15 protein-coding genes and 3 pseudogenes are annotated in these 19,685 nt (G+C 43.1%); 10 read left to right on the forward strand and 8 right to left on the reverse strand.

What is annotated here, in order from left to right:
* Positions 1-15 precede the first annotated feature (15 nt).
* Genes AC0L66_RS21500 through AC0L66_RS21510 form a run of 3 tightly spaced genes read left to right on the forward strand, consistent with a single transcriptional unit; the run spans position 16 to position 3,062 of the window.
* Entirely contained in the window at positions 16-402 is a 387-nt protein-coding gene (locus AC0L66_RS21500; RefSeq protein WP_473570846.1) for an efflux RND transporter permease subunit, read from the forward strand.
* A complete protein-coding gene (locus AC0L66_RS21505) occupies positions 341-1,390 on the forward strand; it encodes an efflux RND transporter permease subunit (RefSeq protein WP_473570848.1) in 1,050 nt (349 codons plus the stop codon). Before AC0L66_RS21500 ends, AC0L66_RS21505 begins: the two co-directional genes overlap by 62 nt.
* Positions 1,356-3,062: an efflux RND transporter permease subunit gene (locus AC0L66_RS21510; protein ID WP_473570850.1), complete on the forward strand. Its 1,707-nt coding sequence runs from the start codon at positions 1,356-1,358 to the stop codon at positions 3,060-3,062. Before AC0L66_RS21505 ends, AC0L66_RS21510 begins: the two co-directional genes overlap by 35 nt.
* Before the next feature lie 72 nt (positions 3,063-3,134).
* Here the strand turns inward: AC0L66_RS21510 and AC0L66_RS21515 are convergent, their stop codons facing one another.
* Positions 3,135-3,878, reverse strand: coding sequence for a dienelactone hydrolase family protein (locus tag AC0L66_RS21515; protein ID WP_265674142.1), 744 nt, complete (start codon positions 3,876-3,878; stop codon positions 3,135-3,137).
* Between the two features lie 231 nt (positions 3,879-4,109).
* Here AC0L66_RS21515 and AC0L66_RS21520 point away from each other — a divergent pair, with 231 nt between their 5' ends.
* Positions 4,110-5,222 carry a BamA/TamA family outer membrane protein gene (locus tag AC0L66_RS21520; protein ID WP_473570852.1) on the forward strand — a complete coding sequence of 371 codons (1,113 nt, stop codon included), beginning with the start codon at positions 4,110-4,112 and terminating at the stop codon, positions 5,220-5,222.
* An 89-nt stretch (positions 5,223-5,311) separates the two neighbouring features.
* Here AC0L66_RS21520 and dcuC read toward each other — a convergent pair.
* Positions 5,312-6,681 (reverse strand): annotated as a pseudogene (gene dcuC, locus AC0L66_RS21525) (anaerobic C4-dicarboxylate transporter DcuC).
* A 336-nt stretch (positions 6,682-7,017) separates the two neighbouring features.
* On the opposite strand from dcuC, the gene AC0L66_RS21530 reads away from it, so the two are divergent.
* A complete protein-coding gene (locus AC0L66_RS21530) occupies positions 7,018-7,917 on the forward strand; it encodes a LysR family transcriptional regulator (RefSeq protein ID WP_265674139.1) in 900 nt (299 codons plus the stop codon).
* 113 nt (positions 7,918-8,030) lie between these two features.
* On the forward strand, positions 8,031-8,759 hold the full coding sequence (locus AC0L66_RS21535) for a helix-turn-helix transcriptional regulator (RefSeq protein ID WP_473570854.1): 729 nt from the start codon (positions 8,031-8,033) through the stop codon (positions 8,757-8,759).
* Here the strand turns inward: AC0L66_RS21535 and AC0L66_RS21540 are convergent.
* Positions 8,740-9,360 carry an acyl-homoserine-lactone synthase gene (locus tag AC0L66_RS21540; RefSeq protein ID WP_473570856.1) on the reverse strand — a complete coding sequence of 207 codons (621 nt, stop codon included), beginning with the start codon at positions 9,358-9,360 and terminating at the stop codon, positions 8,740-8,742. The genes AC0L66_RS21535 and AC0L66_RS21540 overlap by 20 nt on opposite strands.
* A gap of 402 nt (positions 9,361-9,762) precedes the next feature.
* Here AC0L66_RS21540 and AC0L66_RS21545 point away from each other — a divergent pair, with 402 nt between their 5' ends.
* On the forward strand, positions 9,763-11,136 hold the full coding sequence (locus tag AC0L66_RS21545; RefSeq protein WP_473570858.1) for a diguanylate cyclase: 1,374 nt from the start codon (positions 9,763-9,765) through the stop codon (positions 11,134-11,136).
* A gap of 94 nt (positions 11,137-11,230) precedes the next feature.
* Positions 11,231-12,121 (forward strand): LysR family transcriptional regulator, encoded by an 891-nt coding sequence (locus AC0L66_RS21550; RefSeq protein ID WP_473570860.1) that lies wholly within the window; start codon positions 11,231-11,233, stop codon positions 12,119-12,121.
* A gap of 220 nt (positions 12,122-12,341) precedes the next feature.
* On the opposite strand, the gene AC0L66_RS21555 is transcribed toward AC0L66_RS21550, so the two are convergent.
* A complete protein-coding gene (locus tag AC0L66_RS21555; protein ID WP_265674134.1) occupies positions 12,342-12,968 on the reverse strand; it encodes a response regulator transcription factor in 627 nt (208 codons plus the stop codon).
* A 477-nt stretch (positions 12,969-13,445) separates the two neighbouring features.
* On the opposite strand from AC0L66_RS21555, the gene AC0L66_RS21560 reads away from it, so the two are divergent.
* Positions 13,446-13,580, forward strand: coding sequence for a hypothetical protein (locus AC0L66_RS21560; RefSeq protein WP_265674133.1), 135 nt, complete (start codon positions 13,446-13,448; stop codon positions 13,578-13,580).
* A 105-nt stretch (positions 13,581-13,685) separates the two neighbouring features.
* Here the strand turns inward: AC0L66_RS21560 and AC0L66_RS21565 are convergent, their stop codons facing one another.
* The 4 genes and pseudogenes from AC0L66_RS21565 to AC0L66_RS21580 all read right to left on the reverse strand — a co-directional run bounded on the left by AC0L66_RS21565 (position 13,686) and on the right by AC0L66_RS21580 (position 17,832).
* Complete coding sequence (locus AC0L66_RS21565) at positions 13,686-14,303, reverse strand: glutaredoxin family protein (RefSeq protein ID WP_265674132.1); 618 nt, start codon at positions 14,301-14,303, stop codon at positions 13,686-13,688.
* Between the two features lie 96 nt (positions 14,304-14,399).
* A pseudogene (locus AC0L66_RS21570) lies at positions 14,400-15,291 on the reverse strand (DMT family transporter).
* 236 nt (positions 15,292-15,527) lie between these two features.
* On the reverse strand, positions 15,528-16,586 hold the full coding sequence (locus tag AC0L66_RS21575) for a porin (protein WP_473570862.1): 1,059 nt from the start codon (positions 16,584-16,586) through the stop codon (positions 15,528-15,530).
* 198 nt (positions 16,587-16,784) lie between these two features.
* Positions 16,785-17,832 (reverse strand): annotated as a pseudogene (locus AC0L66_RS21580) (porin).
* 710 nt (positions 17,833-18,542) lie between these two features.
* On the opposite strand from AC0L66_RS21580, the gene AC0L66_RS21585 reads away from it, so the two are divergent.
* Positions 18,543-19,616 carry a porin gene (locus AC0L66_RS21585; protein WP_473570863.1) on the forward strand — a complete coding sequence of 358 codons (1,074 nt, stop codon included), beginning with the start codon at positions 18,543-18,545 and terminating at the stop codon, positions 19,614-19,616.
* Positions 19,617-19,685 lie beyond the last annotated feature (69 nt).

The following is a 19,685-nucleotide window of genomic DNA, read 5'->3' on the forward strand; positions in this document are numbered from 1 at the left end:
GAGAAGAGATGTTTTATGAATTTAGGTGAGTATTCAGTAAAGAATAAAGTCAATAGCTGGCTATTAGTGCTGCTAATGACGGTTGGTGGTGTTCTGGCATATTTTGAAATGGGGAAGCTGGAAGATCCAGCGTTTACCATTAAAGAAGCCAAGATTATCACGACTTATCCGGGCGCATCGCCACAAGAAGTCTATGACGAGGTCACGTATCATATTGAAGATGCGGTGCGTTTGTTAGGGCAGGTGAAGCGTATCAAACGTTCCGTTACCCGAGAAGGACTGTCTGATATAACGATTGAGTTCAAAGATGAGTACACGTCTGCAGAAATGCCGGGTATTTATGATGAACTTAGACGAAAGATCGCCGACAACAAGCACAAGCTTCCTCCCGGAGCTATATGAGCCACAGATCATTGATGATTTTGCCGATGTATATGGCGGGTTTTTAGCGCTGAACGGTGAAGGCTACAGTTTTCGTGAGCTAAAAGATGTTGCGGACAATCTTAAGAAGCAATTAGTACTCGTTCCAGGGGTGCGTAAAGTATCGATTGATGGCGATCAGCAAGAAGTGGTCTATGTCCAAATGTCTCGCACCAAAATGGCGAAGCTTGGCATTGACATGGCGACCATTGAAAATCTGTTGAGCTCTCAAAACTTAGTGTCAGACTCAGGGCGTTTTCGAGTTGGTCCCGAGTTTATTCGAATTGAACCAACGGGTAGCTTCAAACACGTGAGTGAGATTGAAGATCTGCTGATTGCAAGTGACGACAAGAAGCTTATTCGCTTGGGCGACATCGCTGAAGTAACTCGAGAATATAAAGAAGAGCCGTCGAAGCTCATTTACTTTAATGGTAAGCCTTCACTTACCGTCGGCATCTCAATGCTAAGCGGTAAAAACGTGGTTGAAGTTGGTGGCTTAATTAATGATAAAATTAAGAGCTTAGAGAACCAAATTCCTCTGGGTATGAACCTTGATATTATCTATAACCAGCCGCAAGAAGTGGATGCTTCTGTGGCGGGCTTTGTGACCAACACGGTTGAAGCCCTTATCATCGTGGTCGTGGTGTTACTGGCCTTTATGGGACTGAGAGTTGGCCTGATCATTGGTGCCGTTCTTGTGATCACAGTGGCGGGTACGCTGGCTATTATGCACCTCTATGGAATCGAGCTTCAGAGGATCTCTCTCGGGGCCTTGATCATAGCCCTCGGGATGCTGGTGGATAACGCCATCGTGGTTGCCGAAGGGATGATGATCCGTATTAAACGTGGTGTACCTGCGATGAAAGCGGCGGGAGAAGTCGTTGGAGCCAATGGTTGGGCGCTATTAGGTGGTACCGCTGTAGGTATTCTAGCGTTTGCTGCTATCGGTATGTCTCAAAGTAATACCTAGCGAATTTACTCGCTCACTGTTCTACGTTATTTTGATTTCCCTATCACTGAGTTGGGTGACGGCAGTATCAACAACACCACTACTGTGTGCGTTGCTTCTTAAGAAGGAAGATCGTAAAGAGGGTGAAGAAGAAAAAGACCCATACGCGGGTGCTGGTTTCGTTATTTATAAAAGTGTACTGCAGTTTGCTCTTAAACAGCGTGCGCTGACCATTAGTATTATCCTCGCGATGTTTGTTGCGTCGGTCTGGGGCTTTGGGTTTGTAAAAAGCGCCTTTTTCCCGAATGCGAATACACCGATGTTCTTTGTCGATGTTTGGGAAGTGGAAGGCAGCGATATACGTCAAACGCGTGATGACACCTTAAAAGTCGCGGAGTTTATCCGTGAACAAGAAGGTGTTGAATGGACGGCGACCTTTATTGGTGGCGGGGCATCGCGTTTCTCATTAGTTTATACGCCGCAAGATACAACAAAAGCGTATGGTCAAGTTATCGTTCGTACTGAAAACCGTGAAATGATCGCTGCGTTGCAAGCGGACATTGATAAGTTTATGACGGACAATATCGATAGCATCGAACCAAAAATTAAGAGTTTGCGGATAGGTCCGGGACGAGACTCTAAAATTGAAGCTCGATTTGCGGGACCAGATCCGGCTGTGCTACGTGACCTATCCTCGCAAGCTGAAGCGATTATGCTTGCCGATCCTGAAGCGAAAGAAGTGCGTAATGACTGGAGACAGCCAGTTAAGCTAATTAAGCCTATCTTTAATGAACAGGTGGCTCGTCAACTGGGTATTACGCGCACTGAACTGACCGCCTCTTTACGTGCCGCGAGTGAAGGCTCTCAAGTTGGTATTTATCGTGATGGTGTAAGATTACTGCCGATTTACTTCCGTACGGATGCCAGTGAGCGCCAAAACGTGGCTCAATTGATGGATGCGCAGGTTTATAGTCCAGTACTAGAAAAAACGGTGCCTATTGCGCAGGTGGTTGTGGCATTTGAGACCGTTTGGGAAGATGCGATGATTCGTGGTCGTGATCGACTAACGACGATTATAGCGTCAGCTAACCCAACGGGTGAACTTGCTGCACCGTTATTTGATCGCCTGAAGCCTCAGATTGAAGCGATAGAATTACCACCAGGTTATACGATGGACTGGGGTGGTGAGTACGAAGATTCAGCTGAAGCGCAAGGCGCGTTGTTTAGTGCGATACCAGTGTCTTTTATCATGATGATTATTGTCGTGGTATTACTGTTTGGTAAAGTTAAACAGCCATTGATCATTTGGATCACGGTACCGTTGGCGATTATTGGTATTACCGCAGGCCTACTGCTACTTGATGGCGCGTTTGATTTTATGGCGTTATTGGGCGCACTTAGCTTGATAGGCTTGTTGATCAAGAATGCGATAGTTTTGCTGGAAGAAATTGATATGCAGGCGGAGGAAAAGCCAGTATATGATGCGATTATTGACTCTTCGATCTCTCGGATGAGACCGGTAATGCTAGCAGCGTGTACGACTATTCTAGGTATGATTCCGTTACTTGGAGACGTATTCTTTGTCAATATGTCAATCACTGTGATGTTCGGTTTGGGTTTTGCAACCGTTCTAACACTGGTATTTATCCCGGTAATGTATGCCATTTTATTTAAGGCAAAAAATCCAGCCTAAGTAAAACCTAGGTCTTAAAATAGCCCCTTAAATAAAAGGTCAGACTCCTAATAGCCTGACCTTTTTTCTTTGTTATTTACCCGTTTTCGCGACTAGAAACTCTGAAAACGCCATCCAAGATTTTTTATCTGCGTCTTCTCGATAATTTTTTGAACCAAAGACGGTGAAAGCATGAGGAGCGCCACTGTATGTGATCATTTCGTGTGAGATGTTGTTCTGTTCTAATTCGACCGCTAAATCCGCAAATTGGGACATAGGGATTGCGGCATCTGCCGTACCATGAAGAACCATGATTGGCGCTTTAGTTTGCGCGTAGTTTTGTCCTTTCGGTGTTTGCAGGCCACCATGGAACGTGACAAAGCCTTTTGCTGTCATCCCTGCTCTGGCAGATTCTAAGACCGCAGCACCTCCAAAGCAGTACCCCATGACGACGGTATTATCAAGGTTCCCGCCCAGCTTTCCCGCTTCAGCAAGTCCGGCATTCATCAGAGCCTGAAGCTTTGCTCGGTCTTTATAAAGCTCACCCGTGTGCTGTTTTTTGTCTTCGACTTTTGTCGGTCTAACATCTTGCCCGAAAAGATCAACAGCAAAGACGTTGTAGCCCATGGTGTTGAGCATCTCTGCACGTTCTTCTTCGTATTCAGTAAGCCCATCCCAATCATGTACTAACAGGACGAGAGGTGCAGTATTGTCGGTTTTAGACCAATAACCTTCGTAGGCTTGCCCATCCAGTTCGTAAATGATGTGCTCTCCCGCTAGGGATAGCGATGACATGAATGTGGTTGCAAGTGCCAATCCAATGCGCTTATTTTTCATTGTATTCTTCCTTGTCATAGTAATGTTGCGCCAGTTTATTGAAGCTTAGTACGAATATTTGACTCTGTGGTTCAATGGTTTTTGTAATAGTAAAAACTTACGTCAAAGCCGTTTGTTGAAAAGAGTGGAGATAGCCTCAATACATGCAGAAGTAAGTAGGGTGGAAAGGACTACTTTTTTAATGAGTTATTATGTATAACAACGACAGGATTCAATACATGGATGTAGCCAATGGGCAATAAATTACGCAGTACCTCAATGTCAGTATTGCTGCTGGGCTTGTCATCGTCTGCTTGGGCAGCTGAATATAAAGATCATGTGGATGATAAAAAAGATAAGGTTGAGAGTTCTCGAAAAGCGAGTGGTGAAAAGGAAGGGTTTATTGCTCTTCCTATCCCGATGTCGAACCCGACTTTAGGCACAGGAGTGCAGTTGCTTGGTCTATATATGCATTCGAAGGAGCCCGATGCAAAAGCGCACAATGACACATCAGGCGTTATGGGAATGTACACCTCGACAGAAAGTTGGCTTGTGGGTGCGTTTCATGATGGTGCGTTGAAAGATGATTCCATTCGGTATACGGGCGGGCTGTTCCACGGTAACTTAAACTTAAAGTACTATGGTGACGGAAACGACCCGATTTTTGCTGATGACCCGCTAGAGTATGGGATGGTGATGAGCGCTGTTATGTTGCGCGCATTATTCAAACTTGGACAGTCGAATTGGTACTTTGGGCCACAGTATAATTATATGCAGACTGAAATTAGTTTTGACAAGTTCAATGGCTTTTGGCCGAAACCTGAAGAAGTAAAGTCTGGTGGGTTGGGAGCGGTTTTGCATTTTGACACTAGGGATGACAACTATTATCCGACCACGGGTTGGTTTTCTCAGTTTAGCTATATGGACTATGGGAAACAGTGGGGAGGAGATGGTGATTATGCGATGAGTAAATTGGCAGGCAGTAATTACACCAGTGTGTTAGAAAATGTGGTTATAGCATCGAAAGTGACCATGGAGTTGAGTGGAGGCGACGTGCCATTCTATGAAAAGCCAACGTTAAAAATGAGAGGCTTCAACCATGGGCGCTATCGAAATGACAACATTTTACAAGGTCAGTTTGAAGGTCGCTGGATGTTTAAGCCTAGATTTGGCCTAGTGGCTTTTGTTGGGTTAGGCAAAACGGCGGAATCACAGCAAGATATTTTGCGCCAAAGTACTATTGTGACTAAGGGGTTAGGTTTCAGGTGGCAACCCGTCGAGCAAAAGAAAATGAATATTCGAGTAGATTATGCAAAAGGGCCCGAAGAAAACACGCTTTATCTTTCGGTTGGTGAGGCATTTTAGACGTTGACTCATGTTACAAGTGAAGTCACTACTTAAAAAGGGAAGCGATAGCTTCCCTTTTTTCATTGGTTACGTTGTGCTCGGTATCGTTATGCCGACATAGGCACCAGAATCATTGTACCGATAATCACGGTGATTAATCCCGCAATGACAGGTACAGAAGTACGTTTAACGACCTCAAATGGTGAGATATTACCCATTCCAGATGTTGCCACAATAACGCCAGAAACTGGCGAAATAGTGCGACCAAGGTTAGAGGCTTGTAACATAGGAATGATTAAGAAAGCCGGGTTAAGCCCCATTTTCGCTGCCAGAGAGGGAGCAAGCTCAACGAAGGCGTAAAATGGCGCATTACCAGAGCCTGTTGCGATAGCCGCCGCCACAGTGAGGCCTGTGAGGATAAGCATCAGTGCCACACCGCCAGCGCCAGGCTGAGTCCGCAAGATGCAGCAGGTTATCAATTGCGCCGATAGACATTAAGCCTTGCGCAAAAACACCAGCAGCCACCAACAGCATCACCACGCCTTTAAATGCATCGGCCATCCCTTGATAGCATGACTCTAAGTCTTCTAGCGTCTTTTTACCATTGAACCTTTGCGTGATGAAGTTGATCACGGCACCAATGAAGATTGAGCCGACCACAATAGTATAAATATCGAGTGATAAGCCCGGAATAGTGCGACCATTAAAAAGAAAAACCCCAATAATTGGCAAGAATGGAAGTAAGCAATAAAACGCTGGTGCGTCTACTTTCATCTCAGAAACGTCAACACGCTCCATGGGTGTGTTTTCTTTTTGGTCTAAGTATTTATTCCAAAAGAATGCCGCGGCAGCCATGACAATGATGGCGCAAATAGACATCAAGCAGCACGGTTTGTACGGCAAATACGTCAAGCGCCAGCCCAGACTTTTCGGCAGCAATAACAACATCACCTGATGTCGGGGAAAGAATAATGGCCGCCGGAGAGGCACACACTGCGACTGCTGCGGGACGAGAGATTCCCATTGCTGTCATCATTGGGAATAACGTGGCCATAAGTAATACGCCAAGGCCTGTCGCAGAGCTGACCGCGAGGGACATCAAGCAGGCAACAATATACGCTGCGACCAATAAAACATAGGGAGATTTGATGAATGACAATGGTTTAGAAAATTGTTTAACCACCACGTTATTGGCGCCGATATGAGTCATGTAAGACGCAAAACCACACAGCAACATGATTTGCATACCAAGACCTCCCCCACGATACTGGAGCATATATTTCACGTATTCTAGAGAATCTGTGACCATATTGCCCGTTGAAGCGATTTTGGAAGGTAAGATAGTGTGCCCTAACATGCCAGTAAGTAAGAGCAGTGCAATACCAGCTGTCAATAAAACGCCTGCGGGTTTGTAGCCCTTAACAATGAAATAGCCTACGGCTACTGTCACTATTAAGCCAATAAGTAGTTCTAACATAATTGTCCTTTTATTCAGTTAAAATACGCAACAATTTATTTCTAAATGTGTCAGAAAATGTACAGGAAATTGATTTGTGGCACGACAAATACCTAACGAAGCGATGATCTAAAACAATAAATTAATTTGGATGAAAACTGCAGGTTTTTGGGCTGTACTAATAGTGTTGAGTAGGTGTTAATTTCGTATTAATGTCATCATGCAAAACTATTGCCGCGGTCACGTTAGGTTGGTTTTTGACCAATGTCGTTGGTGAATCCATAACTGGTGATGTTTCGGTTGCAAATCTGTCGAATAACGACAGAATCAAACCATATTTTTTTAGGAATCGTCGATATGTTGCACCCTTCTGTTAACTTACTTGATGTCCGCGCTTTTGTGTTAGTCGCAAACTTGGGTAATTTCACTAAAGCGGCTGAAGCGCTAAAAGTATCGAGATCTCACGTATCAAGGCAAATCCAATCTCTTGAGAAAGAGATGGGGGTAAGCTTGTTGATACGTACCACACGCACAATGAAGCTGACTCAAGCAGGAAAAGCCTTACTGGCAAGCTGTGACAGTGCATTACATAGCATCGATCAGGCGGTTCATGCCGCGATAGATGATATTGATACAGTGAAAGGGCGCATCAATATTAATTGTGTGGGCGGGTATATCGGTGAAGAGCTAGTCGCGAAGTACTTGTCTGAGTTTTCTCTACAGTATCCCGATGTTTCAATAGAGTTGGAGTTTTCTAGCCACCGCGTTGACTTACTGGAAGAAGAATTTGATATTGCCATTCGTATGGGTGAGCTACCTGATGCGAACTATGTCGCTCGACACTTGGTCGATATTGAGATGCTCACATTGGCAAGCCCGAGTTATTTGGCAAAAGCAGACCCTATAGAGCACCCTAAAGACCTTAAGCAGCATAATTGTTTAACGGGCTCGGTAACAAAGTGGCAGTTCATTCATGATAGCGGCAATGAAAAAGCAGAAACTACCATCTACGGGCGCTTAAGTTGCAAGAATGGACGAGTATTGGTGAACAGTGCAAAAGCGGGGCTCGGAATCATTCGCGTGCCAGCCATGTACTGCCAACCAGAGTTAGATTCGAAGCAACTAGTTCCGGTATTTGAAAATTGGGGAATTAAAGCTGTACCATTATCACTTATCTATCATCGAGATCGATACCAACCTAAACGCATTAAAGAATGCGTAGCATTTTTGAAAAAAGGTTTTTCACAAGAGCTTTAGACATCATCTGATTGTATTTTCACAGTGTGCAAGTTATCTTAGTTCAATTAGCCGCATATCACTTTGTTGGTTAACTCGTTCTAGTCTTTTTAATCAAGAGCCACTTTAGCCACGTGTATTCAGTAGATAAAATTAACCAAATTTTAAAGCGAAATCTCAAGGAAGCCGAGGAATTCAGCTTAGACGGACTCAGTAAAAAGTTATATGAGGTCACCGATGTCCTTGATTTTGAGCACTTTTTGTTTGCGGTTTCTGTCCCTGTGACGTTGATGCGCGCTGAAAACGTGGTGTTAACGAATCAGCCAATCAATTGGCGTGACTTTTATGAAAATAATGAGGTGATGTATTTTGATGAAGTTGTCCTTCATTGCCGCAATAGCACCGCCCCCATTTTATGGAATGACATAGTCAAAAATGGACAGCATGAGAGTAAAAATGTCGTTAAATTAGCGTCTGATTTTGGGCTTGGTGATGGTATTACCGTGCCACTTAGAGCCAATTTTGGTTGTTTGGGACTACTTAGTTTTTCAAATCGTAAGAGCTCGGCCATATTGAGCAATGAGTCAACATTATTAGCGACTTACGTCGGTAGCTTAATTGCAGACTACATCAATGACGTCAGGTATGAGGTGTGTAAACAGCAGCCCGGTTTTGTTGAATCAGACTTAACCTTACGAGAGCAAATATGCTTAGCGTGGGTTGCAGAGGGAAAAAGCTCATGGGAGGTCTCACAGATCATTGGTTGCTCGGAAAGAACGGTTAACTTTCATATCCAGAATGCGAGTGAAAAACTTAATGCTTTCTCTCGCACTCAGGCGGTGTCTAAGGCACTGTTAACCTAGCTCTATCGAACCTATGTTGGTGTATCGTAGTGTTGGCAAACCAATGACGTAATGCATTATCGACAGGGACACGCAGTGCAACGCTGCGTGTGGTGTCGAGTAGATGCACCTTACCGTCGCCAATTCGACAACTCGGAATGCCAATTTTTCTCATGATGCGCTCAATCCCCGTCGAAGTTAACGTGACATACTCAGTGTAGCCTTGCTCGATGGCATACTGCACAACGAGATAAAACAGCATAGCGGTAAAGTTAATATGACTTGCGCGTTTAGCTATTTCTCTATCAACGGCAAATCGAGTAAGCTCTACAATCGACTTATCATTGAAAACCTCACCTTGTAATAATTCTGGAAAAGTATTGTTTAGCATGTAAGCGCTGTTGGTATGAAGTAAGCGCCAGCAAGCGGCGACCTTGTTTTCATACTCAATAATAATGTATTTGGAGTCAGGGCGATCATACTCATCGATATCTAGTTGGTCTTGTGTGTTAATAGACCATTGTAATCGCTCTACAAACACTTGGTAGCGTAGCTGATGCATCTCGATCTTTTGTTTATCGGTTAGTTCATTATAAGTACAAATAGTAATGATCGGTTCCATGGGATGTCCTCTTGGTTGTTTAACAATAAGAGGTTATCGCGAGTGAAACATAAGCATAACTGATAGAACGCTCAGCTTGTTTTATTAAAAACAACAGAATGTCAACCTGTCATTTTCTGCAGTTTATTAATCTATTAATAAGTGCAAAAATGTAATCAAGCTCTGTAGACCTTTTAAAACAACGTCAGAACGCAGATTCAATGATTAAAAAAACAGTCACACACGGCTAGGTGACTCTCGGTTTACAGAGCTTTTCCTTTCTTTACCCTTAAGCACCTCTTTTTCGACATTATTCGCGATGTTTGAGTTGTTTGACTTCACTGAAATCGAGATAATACTTAGTTAAGTGCTTTTGACCATTGTCGGTCATTCGCTAGAATTTGAGTTAATTATCGGATGACTATGCGCAAACTGACAAAGAACCACACGACCATTGTCTTGAAGGCGATTTTGCTGTCTCTTGGCATTTATCTGATCGTGTTGTACAAAGCTGCGGATAAACTTGTCGACAATGAAGTCGCGAAATTTCACCTAGTAACGAAATCAATATCGGACTATCAGTCGACGCTCTATTTGCTTGGTGCACTATTTGAAGCAGAGATCGCAGCCAAGCAAAATGACGAATTAATAGGTCCCTATCTGACAAAAGGTAAAGTCTACGCCGCTGCCCAACATAGCGAACTAACAAGAAACGAACGTATTGTGAGCATCACAGCAAAAAATTTGTTTGTTCGTATGCCTGAGATCGTGAGTGCAGAGCAAGTCCTTTATTATTACCGCTCATACGAGGGTAAGAAGATCATGTCAACGCACTCGTTTGAACAAAACTCGTTGGCTTACGAATCTGTGTTTTCTCGAAAAAAGTGTATTGCCTCTTTAACTTGTTCGAAGTATGCCAGTGAACGTGATTTAGAGGACAGGCTCATCGTGTCCAACATTTATCTTGATCGCGTAACCGAGCAGCCGATAATAACAATATCAAGTCCGGTCTATTTTCAAGGTGTGATGGTCGGCGATCTCAATGTTGATGTTTACCTAGATAAATTTCCATTTTTGGTTGATAAAGAATACATATCCCAATTCAGTGCGGTAGGACGGCAAGTCATCGTGGAAGATTTACGTTATCCATTTTCGACTTATGCATACTCTGCCGATTACCGGGCTGATGATGATTTATTGGTTACGTATCGAATACCATACAGTAAGATTATCATCGATTATGGTTGGCTTCTTGTTGGGCTGCTCATCATACTTATCTATGTATTGAATAAACTAGAAGAGCTCCAGATTAAACGAACGAAGTTATCGCTAGCGGAAGTAGCCATTCGCAAGGATGAGCTCACCAGCCTATATAATCGATCCATATTAAAAGATAGCGCCATAAAGTACGCGATGGAAAAGAAGGGCATTGCAGTCATAGCCGTGGATGGCGATAAAATTAAAGCCATTAACGATAATTATGGTCATCATGTTGGTGACGAAGCGATTATTCACATCGCCGAAAGTATGCGGCGGTGTTTTAGAGAGAGTGATTACCTTATTCGAAGTGGCGGTGATGAATTTATTGTCATTTTACCTGGTTGCTCTTTAACAGCAGCAGAAAAGTTAGCAGAGCAGCTCTCATCTGAAGCGTCATCTAAACCATTTGGAGCGGACGGACTTACGCTCAATATAAGCGTTGGGGTTAGTAAGCTTAGAGAAGGCGAGTCGTTACAAAATGTATTGAAACGAGCAGATGCACGACTTTATTTAGCGAAAGAGAACAAATACACATAACACGTGAGTTGCGCTGGGACGAGAAATTCGTCTAAATAGCCGATTCGTTTAAATAACAGGCTCATCAAAAAACAGCAATCAGAGGATACGTTAATTGCACAAAGAACATGATTTTAACCTATTGAAAGTGTTGGTTATGATCTACCAATATCGAAGCTTAACAATAGTAGCTGCTCATTTGGGTAAAACCGAAAGTGCCGTCAGTAAACATTTGTCTAAGTTAAGAGAGCAATTAAAAGATCCCCTTTTTGTACGTACAACAGAAGGCTTTGAGCCGACTCATTACTTGGAGAGAATCATTCCAGGCATCGAGCAGGGGTTAAAGTCGGTAGAGCAAGCTCTATTGCATGGTGAAGAGTTTGATGCAGAAAACTACGATCAACCGATAAGGCTGGCGCTCTATAATGTGTCACTAGAGCATCTTGGTGAACCCTTGTATCGAGAAATTCGACAGGCTTTTCCAAAAGCGATGATTGAGCTGAGTACGTGGAGAGATAGCACCTATCAAGACTTAAGTAGCGGCAAAGTCCATTTAGGGGTGCAGATATTTAACGAAGATTGCCCTAAGTCCATTTATCAAACAAATTTATTCCATATTGAAATGGGTGCCTTGGTTGGACGACAAAGCAGTATTCAAACTTGGTTGGATGTGTTTGAGCATCCGAGTATCTTTTTTGAGGTTAGAGGTTGGAATGATATTCACCAACGGTTGATTAAGCTCATGACACAGAATAATTTCAATCTAGACTATCAGCTAAAACTGGATAACCTGACAGCGACTTATCAAATACTAAGGTCACACAACTATTCGGCGTTATTGGCGAAACATCTGGTGTCTGGCTCAGAATTCCGATTTATTCCCTTCCCAGAAAACATGCAGCCTCATACGCCTTTAGTTGCTTGCATGAAACAAAGCAATAGACAAAGCCCGCTGCATATGATGCTGCATCAGATTATCAAGAAGGTACTAGTTACATCGAGCTAGTGGAGCCGCGATGCTAGAAAGACAAATGCATTGGTAAGTAAATGCATAGAGAACTATACGCATAGAGAAGCAAACGTATAGAGAAGCTATGTATAAAGAATCATAGGTACAGTAGAAGTGAACGCATAGCTACTATAGTGCATCCTTGCACTATAGGGGGCGTGTTGCATCGCTATCGGTTGTTCATTTACATGTTGCAACGGTACGAGTGAAGCTAAGGTTAACTAGCTAAGCGTATTTCGCTTTCGACCACATCGTGAGAGTTGACTAATTCGACGATCGAATTCGCTTCATATTTATCTAAGATACGGGACTTATAAGTGCTAATGGTCTTAGCACTCAAAGATAAAAACTCTGATATTTGTTTGTTGGTGTAGCCTTTTTTCAGATAGTTGAATACCACGGTTTCACGTTGTGATAGGACAATCTTTCTGTTACGGACCTTATAATCCGTTTTGAAGAGGTTATAGCCGCGCATCACGCCGCTAATTGCATCACGGATAAGCGCAGGATCTTCAGATTTACTGATGTATCCATTGACACCCAGCTTATAGGCGGTCTCAGAGTAAATAGGGTAGCCGTAACTCGAAATAAAGATCGCTTTACCTCGATACCCTGCAGCAAATGCGCGGCGCATAAACTCAAATCCATCCGCTTCTGCTAAATTGACGTCAAGTACGATCAAATCAATACTTCCTGCTTTAACCAGATCTAAAGCGACCTGAATGTCAGAAATTTGATGGACTAAGTTGATATCCTCGATGCTAGAGACGATGCGTGAAATAGCCTCTCTTACCAATGGAAAATTATCAATAACGAGGCAGTCTTTTGGTTGTGAGCGGAGCATTAGCATTACCTTGTTGAAAGTGAGAGCTTAAAAAGAGAATCAAATTGGGTCCTTCACTTATGGCGCTGCGTGATAGTTGCAGGGTTATTCTGATATCCATGACAGAAATTCGACGTGAGAAAGTATAGGTAACAATGATGTGAAAGTGTGGAATGGTCGAAATGCCAAAATGGAATGGAGTAAAAAATAACCTTAGTCGTTATATTTCAATAGTTTATCGGATGTGTTTTTGTGATTCTAATCGTTTTAACAAGAATGTTTGATTGACGTGATTACTAGGTTTGGCATATGCCGCCGGGGAGGTGCACTCAAATTTACGCAACGAGGTGTAAGGAAATCAATCAAACGAAAATGGGTATCATGCAAGATAAAAAATACGATTACATTAAAAGTGTGATCTATGTCTTGTGTTTTGTGTGATTATGTATAGAATTCGCGGCGAATTGAAAACTACTGATAAATTAGCGAGAGAAAATCATGGGTTATGAATTAGGTGCCGCATACGTAAGCCAACTTGCCGCCAAAAAAATGATTGATGACATGCTTTATGGCAAACCTCAGCCAAAGAAAAAGTCGTTTCTTAAGCGAATGATGAAAAAGCTACGCAAATAAGAAAAGTGACAAAAGAGAAAGCTCGCAGAATGCGAGCTTTTTAATATCCGGTTTCCGGTATTGTGTACGCGCCTTGTCATCGAATTACGCCTAGCGTAACACAGGCTAAGATGCTGATTTTTCGTTAAATTTAAGAATGTTATTCGTACTAGAAGTGATGGGCTGCTTTGCTAACCATTGTTCTAATTGCTCAGCGCCACCGATGTACTCACCGTCCATCCAAATCTGCGGGACGGTAACGGGGGTTTTCTCTCCGATATGAGCTTTGACTTCAGGAATCATTCGATACAGCGCCGCACTGTCTTTAACCACATCATGGTATTGGAATTCAATTCCAGCCTCATTGAGAAGTTGTTTGGCTCTGACACAGAAAGGGCAGGTTTCTTTACCGAAGACAATAGAGCCTGTTAGGTCATCTTGCTTGGTCCATTCTTGTATAATGGACTGCACCAGTACGCCACGGTTTAACGCTTCTCCTTGGCTAATAACTTTACCTTCAACCATGATAATCGGTGCGTGCCAAGCGCCGACTTTGAGTGGTTCCCACCAGTTAGACAGCCAATCTTTTACTTCCAGCTCTACAGGCACACCATTTAACTCGTGAGAAAATGTATCTTTAAGAATATCTTTGGTTAGCGTGCACTCACCACAGGGAATGGTGACTTTGAACGGTCCCCAGCTCCCAGCCCAGCGATACAGTGTGACTTTGATTGGCTTTGCCATGGTTATCTGCCTCTTAACGGTATTTATATAAGAACAACACTTGTCCATATAAGAATAAGAACGCTCTCATCACCGATTTATTTCACCTGGGGGTGATTATTTTTTGGACTGACTTTTAGATTTTGTTTCCCAGTGAGTAATAAACGCGATGGATGCAATAATAATAGCAGCGCCAATCCATAAGCGCCCAGGCGGAACCCAACTAAATACTAGCCAACCTAGCAAGCACGTTCATCGGTAGTTTTGCGTGGTCAAAAGGTTGAACGAATGAGGCGTCGGCGACGGAGTATGCTTTTACAATCGCCCATTGAGCGAATGCGGTTAACGCGCCAGCCCCAATAAGATAGACCCAAATGAGCCCCGTGGATGGCAGAGACCACGTAGGCAGCGCTAACATGAAATTAAATGGGGTAATGAGCAGCAGTAAATAGATCACCATCGTAGACGGAGAATCATGTGCAGATAGCTTTTTGACCATCAAAGAATAACAAGCCCAGAAAAAAGCGGCCCCAACAGGAAGCAACGTCGCCCAACTAAAAGAATCTGACCAAGGCTCTAGTATTACCAGTGCGCCAATAAAGCCGCATATTGTGGCAAACCAGCGGGCGTATCCTACTTGCTCTTTGAGGATTAGCCCTGAGCCTAATGTCGCAAAGAGCGGGGAGGTCATTAGCAACGCAATCCCTTGCCAAATAGGCACAGGGTAAGCGAGCGCCCACATCCATAATTGGATACCTATGACAGAAAGTAGGATACGGAAAAGGTGTGCGCCAAAATGTTGGGTGCGGAGCGAGCGAAATAGTCCACTTGTGCGGAGAGTAGGGAGAATAACAATAAGTGCAATCGCATATTGAATGAGGGCAATCATGGTCGACGACATGCCGTGATTAATGCTAACAATTTGGGCAATATTATTGACTAGCGCAAAAGCAGCGCCAGCGGATAGCATCCAAACTGCGCCTTGAAGCGGGTGATGTGATTGACTCATAGTATGGGTTCTTAGTGTTGGTTGGCTGATATTACTATGAAATTCGAAACTAACCAATAATTGTCGGCGGAGTCTGGATGATTAGCATGCTAAGCGCGTTGGCACGGCGATAGAATGAGTAAACGAAGGGCTGACTGTATTCGTTAATCAGAAATTATCTGATCAAACGGAAAGAAGCCGAGGAAGTAACCTCGGCTTATGCTATTTACATACTTTGTTTTAATATCAGAATTCGATTAGAAATCGTAGCGAAGACCTAAACGAACCGTGTTCTCAATGTCATAAGTAATCTTAGACGCATCAATGGATGCGTAATCGTCTTTATTACGGTTATCAATCTTGTAAGAGAGGTAGGTACGTAGAGACTTGTTGAAGTGATATTGACCCGTTAGCTCAATAAAATCATCTTTGCTGAACTTGTTTTCGCCAGCACCTTTCCCTTCGATTTCAGCTTTGGCATAAGCGGCCATAAGACGAAATCCATTGTCAAACTTATAAGTACCAGATAGTTCTACCCCACGGTAATCGTAATCAGCAGAAGTATCAAAGTCGTAGGTACCTTGGGTATAAGTACCACCAACGGTCAGACCTGAAATGGCATAACTTAGACCACCAATAACTTGATTTGCCGAACCGTTAGCCGTTGCATTTGAACCACGCAGTTCATCTTTATTGACGTCATTCATGGCATAACCAAGACCGATATCTAAACCAATCGGTGTTGCGTAGATACCCGATAGTCCGTAGCCATTAGTGTTTTTTTCTGAACCTAAAATGGCACTTGCCTTCACATTAACTGCGTCGGCAAAGGTGTTGGCATACGCAATAGTATTGTTGATTTGCTCGTTACCAGCGTTGATGAACGCTTTTTGTCCGCCAGTCCAGATTTGGCCTGCATCTGACATTTGTGAAATTTGTACGCCAGCCGTATCTTGCTTACCAAAAGAGATGTCACCAAATTGAGTGCCGATACCTGCGTACATATAACGTTGTTTTAAATCGGTCTCCGCCGTTTTATCACCAGTTGATGCGACTCCTTGTTCAGCTTCATAGAAACCAAAGCCAGTTAGGTTATCAGTGATCTGCGTTTCCCCACCTACATTGATACGAAAACGAGATTTGTTTGCCATCGTGCCTTCGATTTCTTTGCCGCTGTTGCCAATGAAATCGCCACGAAATTCAGCACGGCCACCGATTTTCAGCGACGTACCTTCAGAATTGTACACTTCTGCTGCGAGGGTTGAACCAGAGGCCATCACTGCCAGTACTGCACTTGCCAAAACTGCTTTTTTCATTTTACTTACCCTATTAAGTCTCTGTAGACACATGTCTTTTTGGAATGCAGGTAGGTTAGGGTTTGGTTGTTACAGTGAAATGTAGGGAATATTGCAGTTTGGTTTCATTGAGTGTGAGAGGGAATGAGTACGGGTGATTGAATCATTGGATGAAAAAAGGGCGAAAAATCGCCCTTTGGATGAGTGGTTTATATCTGGTTAGAAGTCGTAACGTAAACCTAAACGCAGAGAGTTGTCCGCATCTTGCGGGTCACCATTTGTATTACTTGTTTGACCATCTTCCGCCTTTAAGTTGTTTATTTTATAAGTTACATAAGTGCGTATCGATTTGTTGAAGTAGTAAATACTCGGTTAATTCGTAGTAATCACTGACGTTGAACTTTGCACTACCTTCAGGGTCAATTTGTCCTTTTTGGTAGCCAAGAACTGCTTCGAAATTGTTTTCAAATCGATACTGAGCAACAAATTCAACACTATCAAAATCGTTATTGCCCACAACTTTTTTAGAGCCTTCACCTTGAGTGTAAGTTGCGGCTACGTATAGGCCTTCCCAACGATAGTTAAGACCACCAAGGAATTGGTTGGAATCTTGTTTAACACCTGGGTTTTCATTAGCCGCATAGCCTAGACCTAAACCTAAGCCAAACGGTAGGGTGTATATACCAGATAACGCCCAACCGTCTTCGTTTGATTTGTTAGAAGCAAGTAAACTGGCTTTCACAGACAGAGCGTCCATGAAGTAACCCGAGTAATTAATCGCATTGTTTATTTGCTCATCACCTGCCTGTATAAAGGTTTTTTGAATGCCACTATGTGTTGTTACTGTATCCGACATTTGGGAAATTTGAACGGTCGCAGCATCTTGCTTACCAAATGTTACGTCGTTGCCATTTGCGGAAAGACCAGCATACATATAGCGTTGTGTAAATTCGCTGTTTTGAGCATTTTGGCCGTTAGTTGTTCCGCCATCGCCGTTTGCGACAGTCTGTTCGGCTTCGTAAAAAGCTATACCACTTAAACTATCCGTTATTTGTGATTCACCACCTACGTTAATACGAACACGAGATTTGTTATCCATCGTCCCATCGAGTTCGCTACCAGAAGCTTGACCTTGGAAATCGCCACGGAACTCTGCACGTCCACCAATACTAAGTGACGTCCCATCCGAATTATAAACCTCTGCCGCTAATGCTGAACCAGAGACGAGTGTTGTTGTAATCGCTGCTGCGATGGCTGCCATTTTCATAATTATATTCCTTTAATTTGTATCACCACTGCAATGTCGCCATTGCTATTTACCAATGCCTGCATACACATCAGTAACTAAAGGAAGAATAGAACGGCATTGGGAACTTTCCTTATCTGCAAGGGGTAAGTTCACTTTTTGTGCTAATTTTGTGATCTATGGCGCATATATAACGTGCTTCATTGGCATTTTTATAACCAATTTCATGTTTGGGGAGAATACAGAGCCACATACGCCAGTCGATCATTGAACGGGTATGGGGAATTTTACACCTATATAACGAGGTTTGAGTGGTGCTTTCGCACTAGGTTAAAGGACAGGGAAGAGCGTTAAATAATTGAAACTACGCACAAGAAAACAGCAATAAAAAGGTGGGAGAGTGTCAAGTAATGCGCTATAAAAGCTCAATTAGAATAAAAGAGAGTGAAATTCAGGCTTATTTAGGTTGTTTTATGTTTTTTATATTTACCATAAGCCATTGTTTTTTAGTGATTAATAAAAATAGAAAACACTGTTTTTAATCTTTTACGTCTTTTTATGAAAGCTTTGGGAACTTTAGGGTTAGAGTGATTTCCGTCATGTTAATCCAGCGTTACATTAAGTGGGTTACATGCATAGGTGTTATGTCTGTGTACGTAACAGCTTCATGTACGTTATGTCATTCATTATGTAGATGTTTGGCGCACAAAACTTGAAATATGGAAATCCCAATGAACAAAAAATTTATCGCACTAGCAGTGGCAGCTGCAGCATTCGGTACATCTGCACAAGCAGTTGAGCTTTATAACAAAGACGGTTCTACTTTCGCAGTAGGCGGTCACGTTTCTGTAGGCGTTATGGACGCTGAATCAGAAGCAGCTGGCGTAAACTCTGTTTCTCCGCGTATCAACTTTGAAGCAACTCAAGACCTAGGCAACGGCTTTACTGCTGATGCTAAAGGTGAGTGGGCGCTTAACATGCTTAACGGCGGCGACAACTCTTTCACTACTCGTCTTGGTTACATCGGCGTAAGCCATGAAGAGATGGGTCGTGTTGCAGTAGGTACTCAATGGGCACCTTACTACAATGCTGGTGGCGTTGCGGATCTTCCAATCGCTTTCGCGAATGACTTCCTATACGACAACCACGGCGCGCTAGGTACTGGCCGTGCTGAATCTATGGTTGCTTACTCTAACGCATTCGATTTCGCTAATGCTGGCGCATTGAACTTTGGTCTAGGCTGGCAAGGTGCGACTGACGTTCAAAATACATACAACAATGCAGACACTGCTAAGTATAACTTCGGTCAACGTGCACAAGTCGCTCTTGGCTATGATGTTGCTGGCTTTGGTGTTAACTACGCGTACACTGGTGGTGATATCACATCAGCAGCAGCATCTGTTGATGATAAAGCAACGTCTCACCTAGTTTCTGCTAAGTATGGTACTTACGGTAAAGGCATTTATGTAGCTGGTGTTTACGCAATGAACCAATACATGAATAGCTACGAAGGCTACCAATTAGATGACACTAAAGCATACGAAGCGATTCTTGCTTACGGTCTATCTAACAGCTTAAACCTATCGATCAACTACGAATCTGTTAAATATGACGGTGATACAGGTGGTCAAGGTTATAATGGCGAAACTATCTACTCAACTACAGCAATTCAAGCTGAGTACGACGTAACATCTCGCATGCGTGCATACGCAGGCTACGAATTTGACCTAGAAGGTACAGGCAAATTCAAAGAAGAAAACGCACGTGACAACGTATGGATGGCAGGTGTTCGTTTCTTCCTATAAGGAAAAAATGACCATTTAGCTCCAACAGTTTGATGAAAGCCGCTCCCTGTGAGCGGCTTTTTTATGTCT

This window comes from Vibrio sp. GJ43-1 (genome assembly GCF_055808835.1).

Coding starts and splice junctions, on each gene's coding strand:
- AC0L66_RS21500 (WP_473570846.1), top strand. CDS start 16: ATGAATTTAGGTGAGTATTCAGTAAAGAATAAAGTCAATAGCTGGCTA.
- AC0L66_RS21505 (WP_473570848.1), top strand. CDS start 341: ATGATGAACTTAGACGAAAGATCGCCGACAACAAGCACAAGCTTCCTC.
- AC0L66_RS21515 (WP_265674142.1), bottom strand. CDS start 3,878: ATGAAAAATAAGCGCATTGGATTGGCACTTGCAACCACATTCATGTCA.
- AC0L66_RS21520 (WP_473570852.1), top strand. CDS start 4,110: ATGGGCAATAAATTACGCAGTACCTCAATGTCAGTATTGCTGCTGGGC.
- AC0L66_RS21530 (WP_265674139.1), top strand. CDS start 7,018: ATGTTGCACCCTTCTGTTAACTTACTTGATGTCCGCGCTTTTGTGTTA.
- AC0L66_RS21540 (WP_473570856.1), bottom strand. CDS start 9,360: ATGGAACCGATCATTACTATTTGTACTTATAATGAACTAACCGATAAA.
- AC0L66_RS21545 (WP_473570858.1), top strand. CDS start 9,763: ATGCGCAAACTGACAAAGAACCACACGACCATTGTCTTGAAGGCGATT.
- AC0L66_RS21555 (WP_265674134.1), bottom strand. CDS start 12,968: ATGCTCCGCTCACAACCAAAAGACTGCCTCGTTATTGATAATTTTCCA.
- AC0L66_RS21560 (WP_265674133.1), top strand. CDS start 13,446: ATGGGTTATGAATTAGGTGCCGCATACGTAAGCCAACTTGCCGCCAAA.
- AC0L66_RS21565 (WP_265674132.1), bottom strand. CDS start 14,303: ATGGCAAAGCCAATCAAAGTCACACTGTATCGCTGGGCTGGGAGCTGG.
- AC0L66_RS21575 (WP_473570862.1), bottom strand. CDS start 16,586: ATGAAAAAAGCAGTTTTGGCAAGTGCAGTACTGGCAGTGATGGCCTCT.
- AC0L66_RS21585 (WP_473570863.1), top strand. CDS start 18,543: ATGAACAAAAAATTTATCGCACTAGCAGTGGCAGCTGCAGCATTCGGT.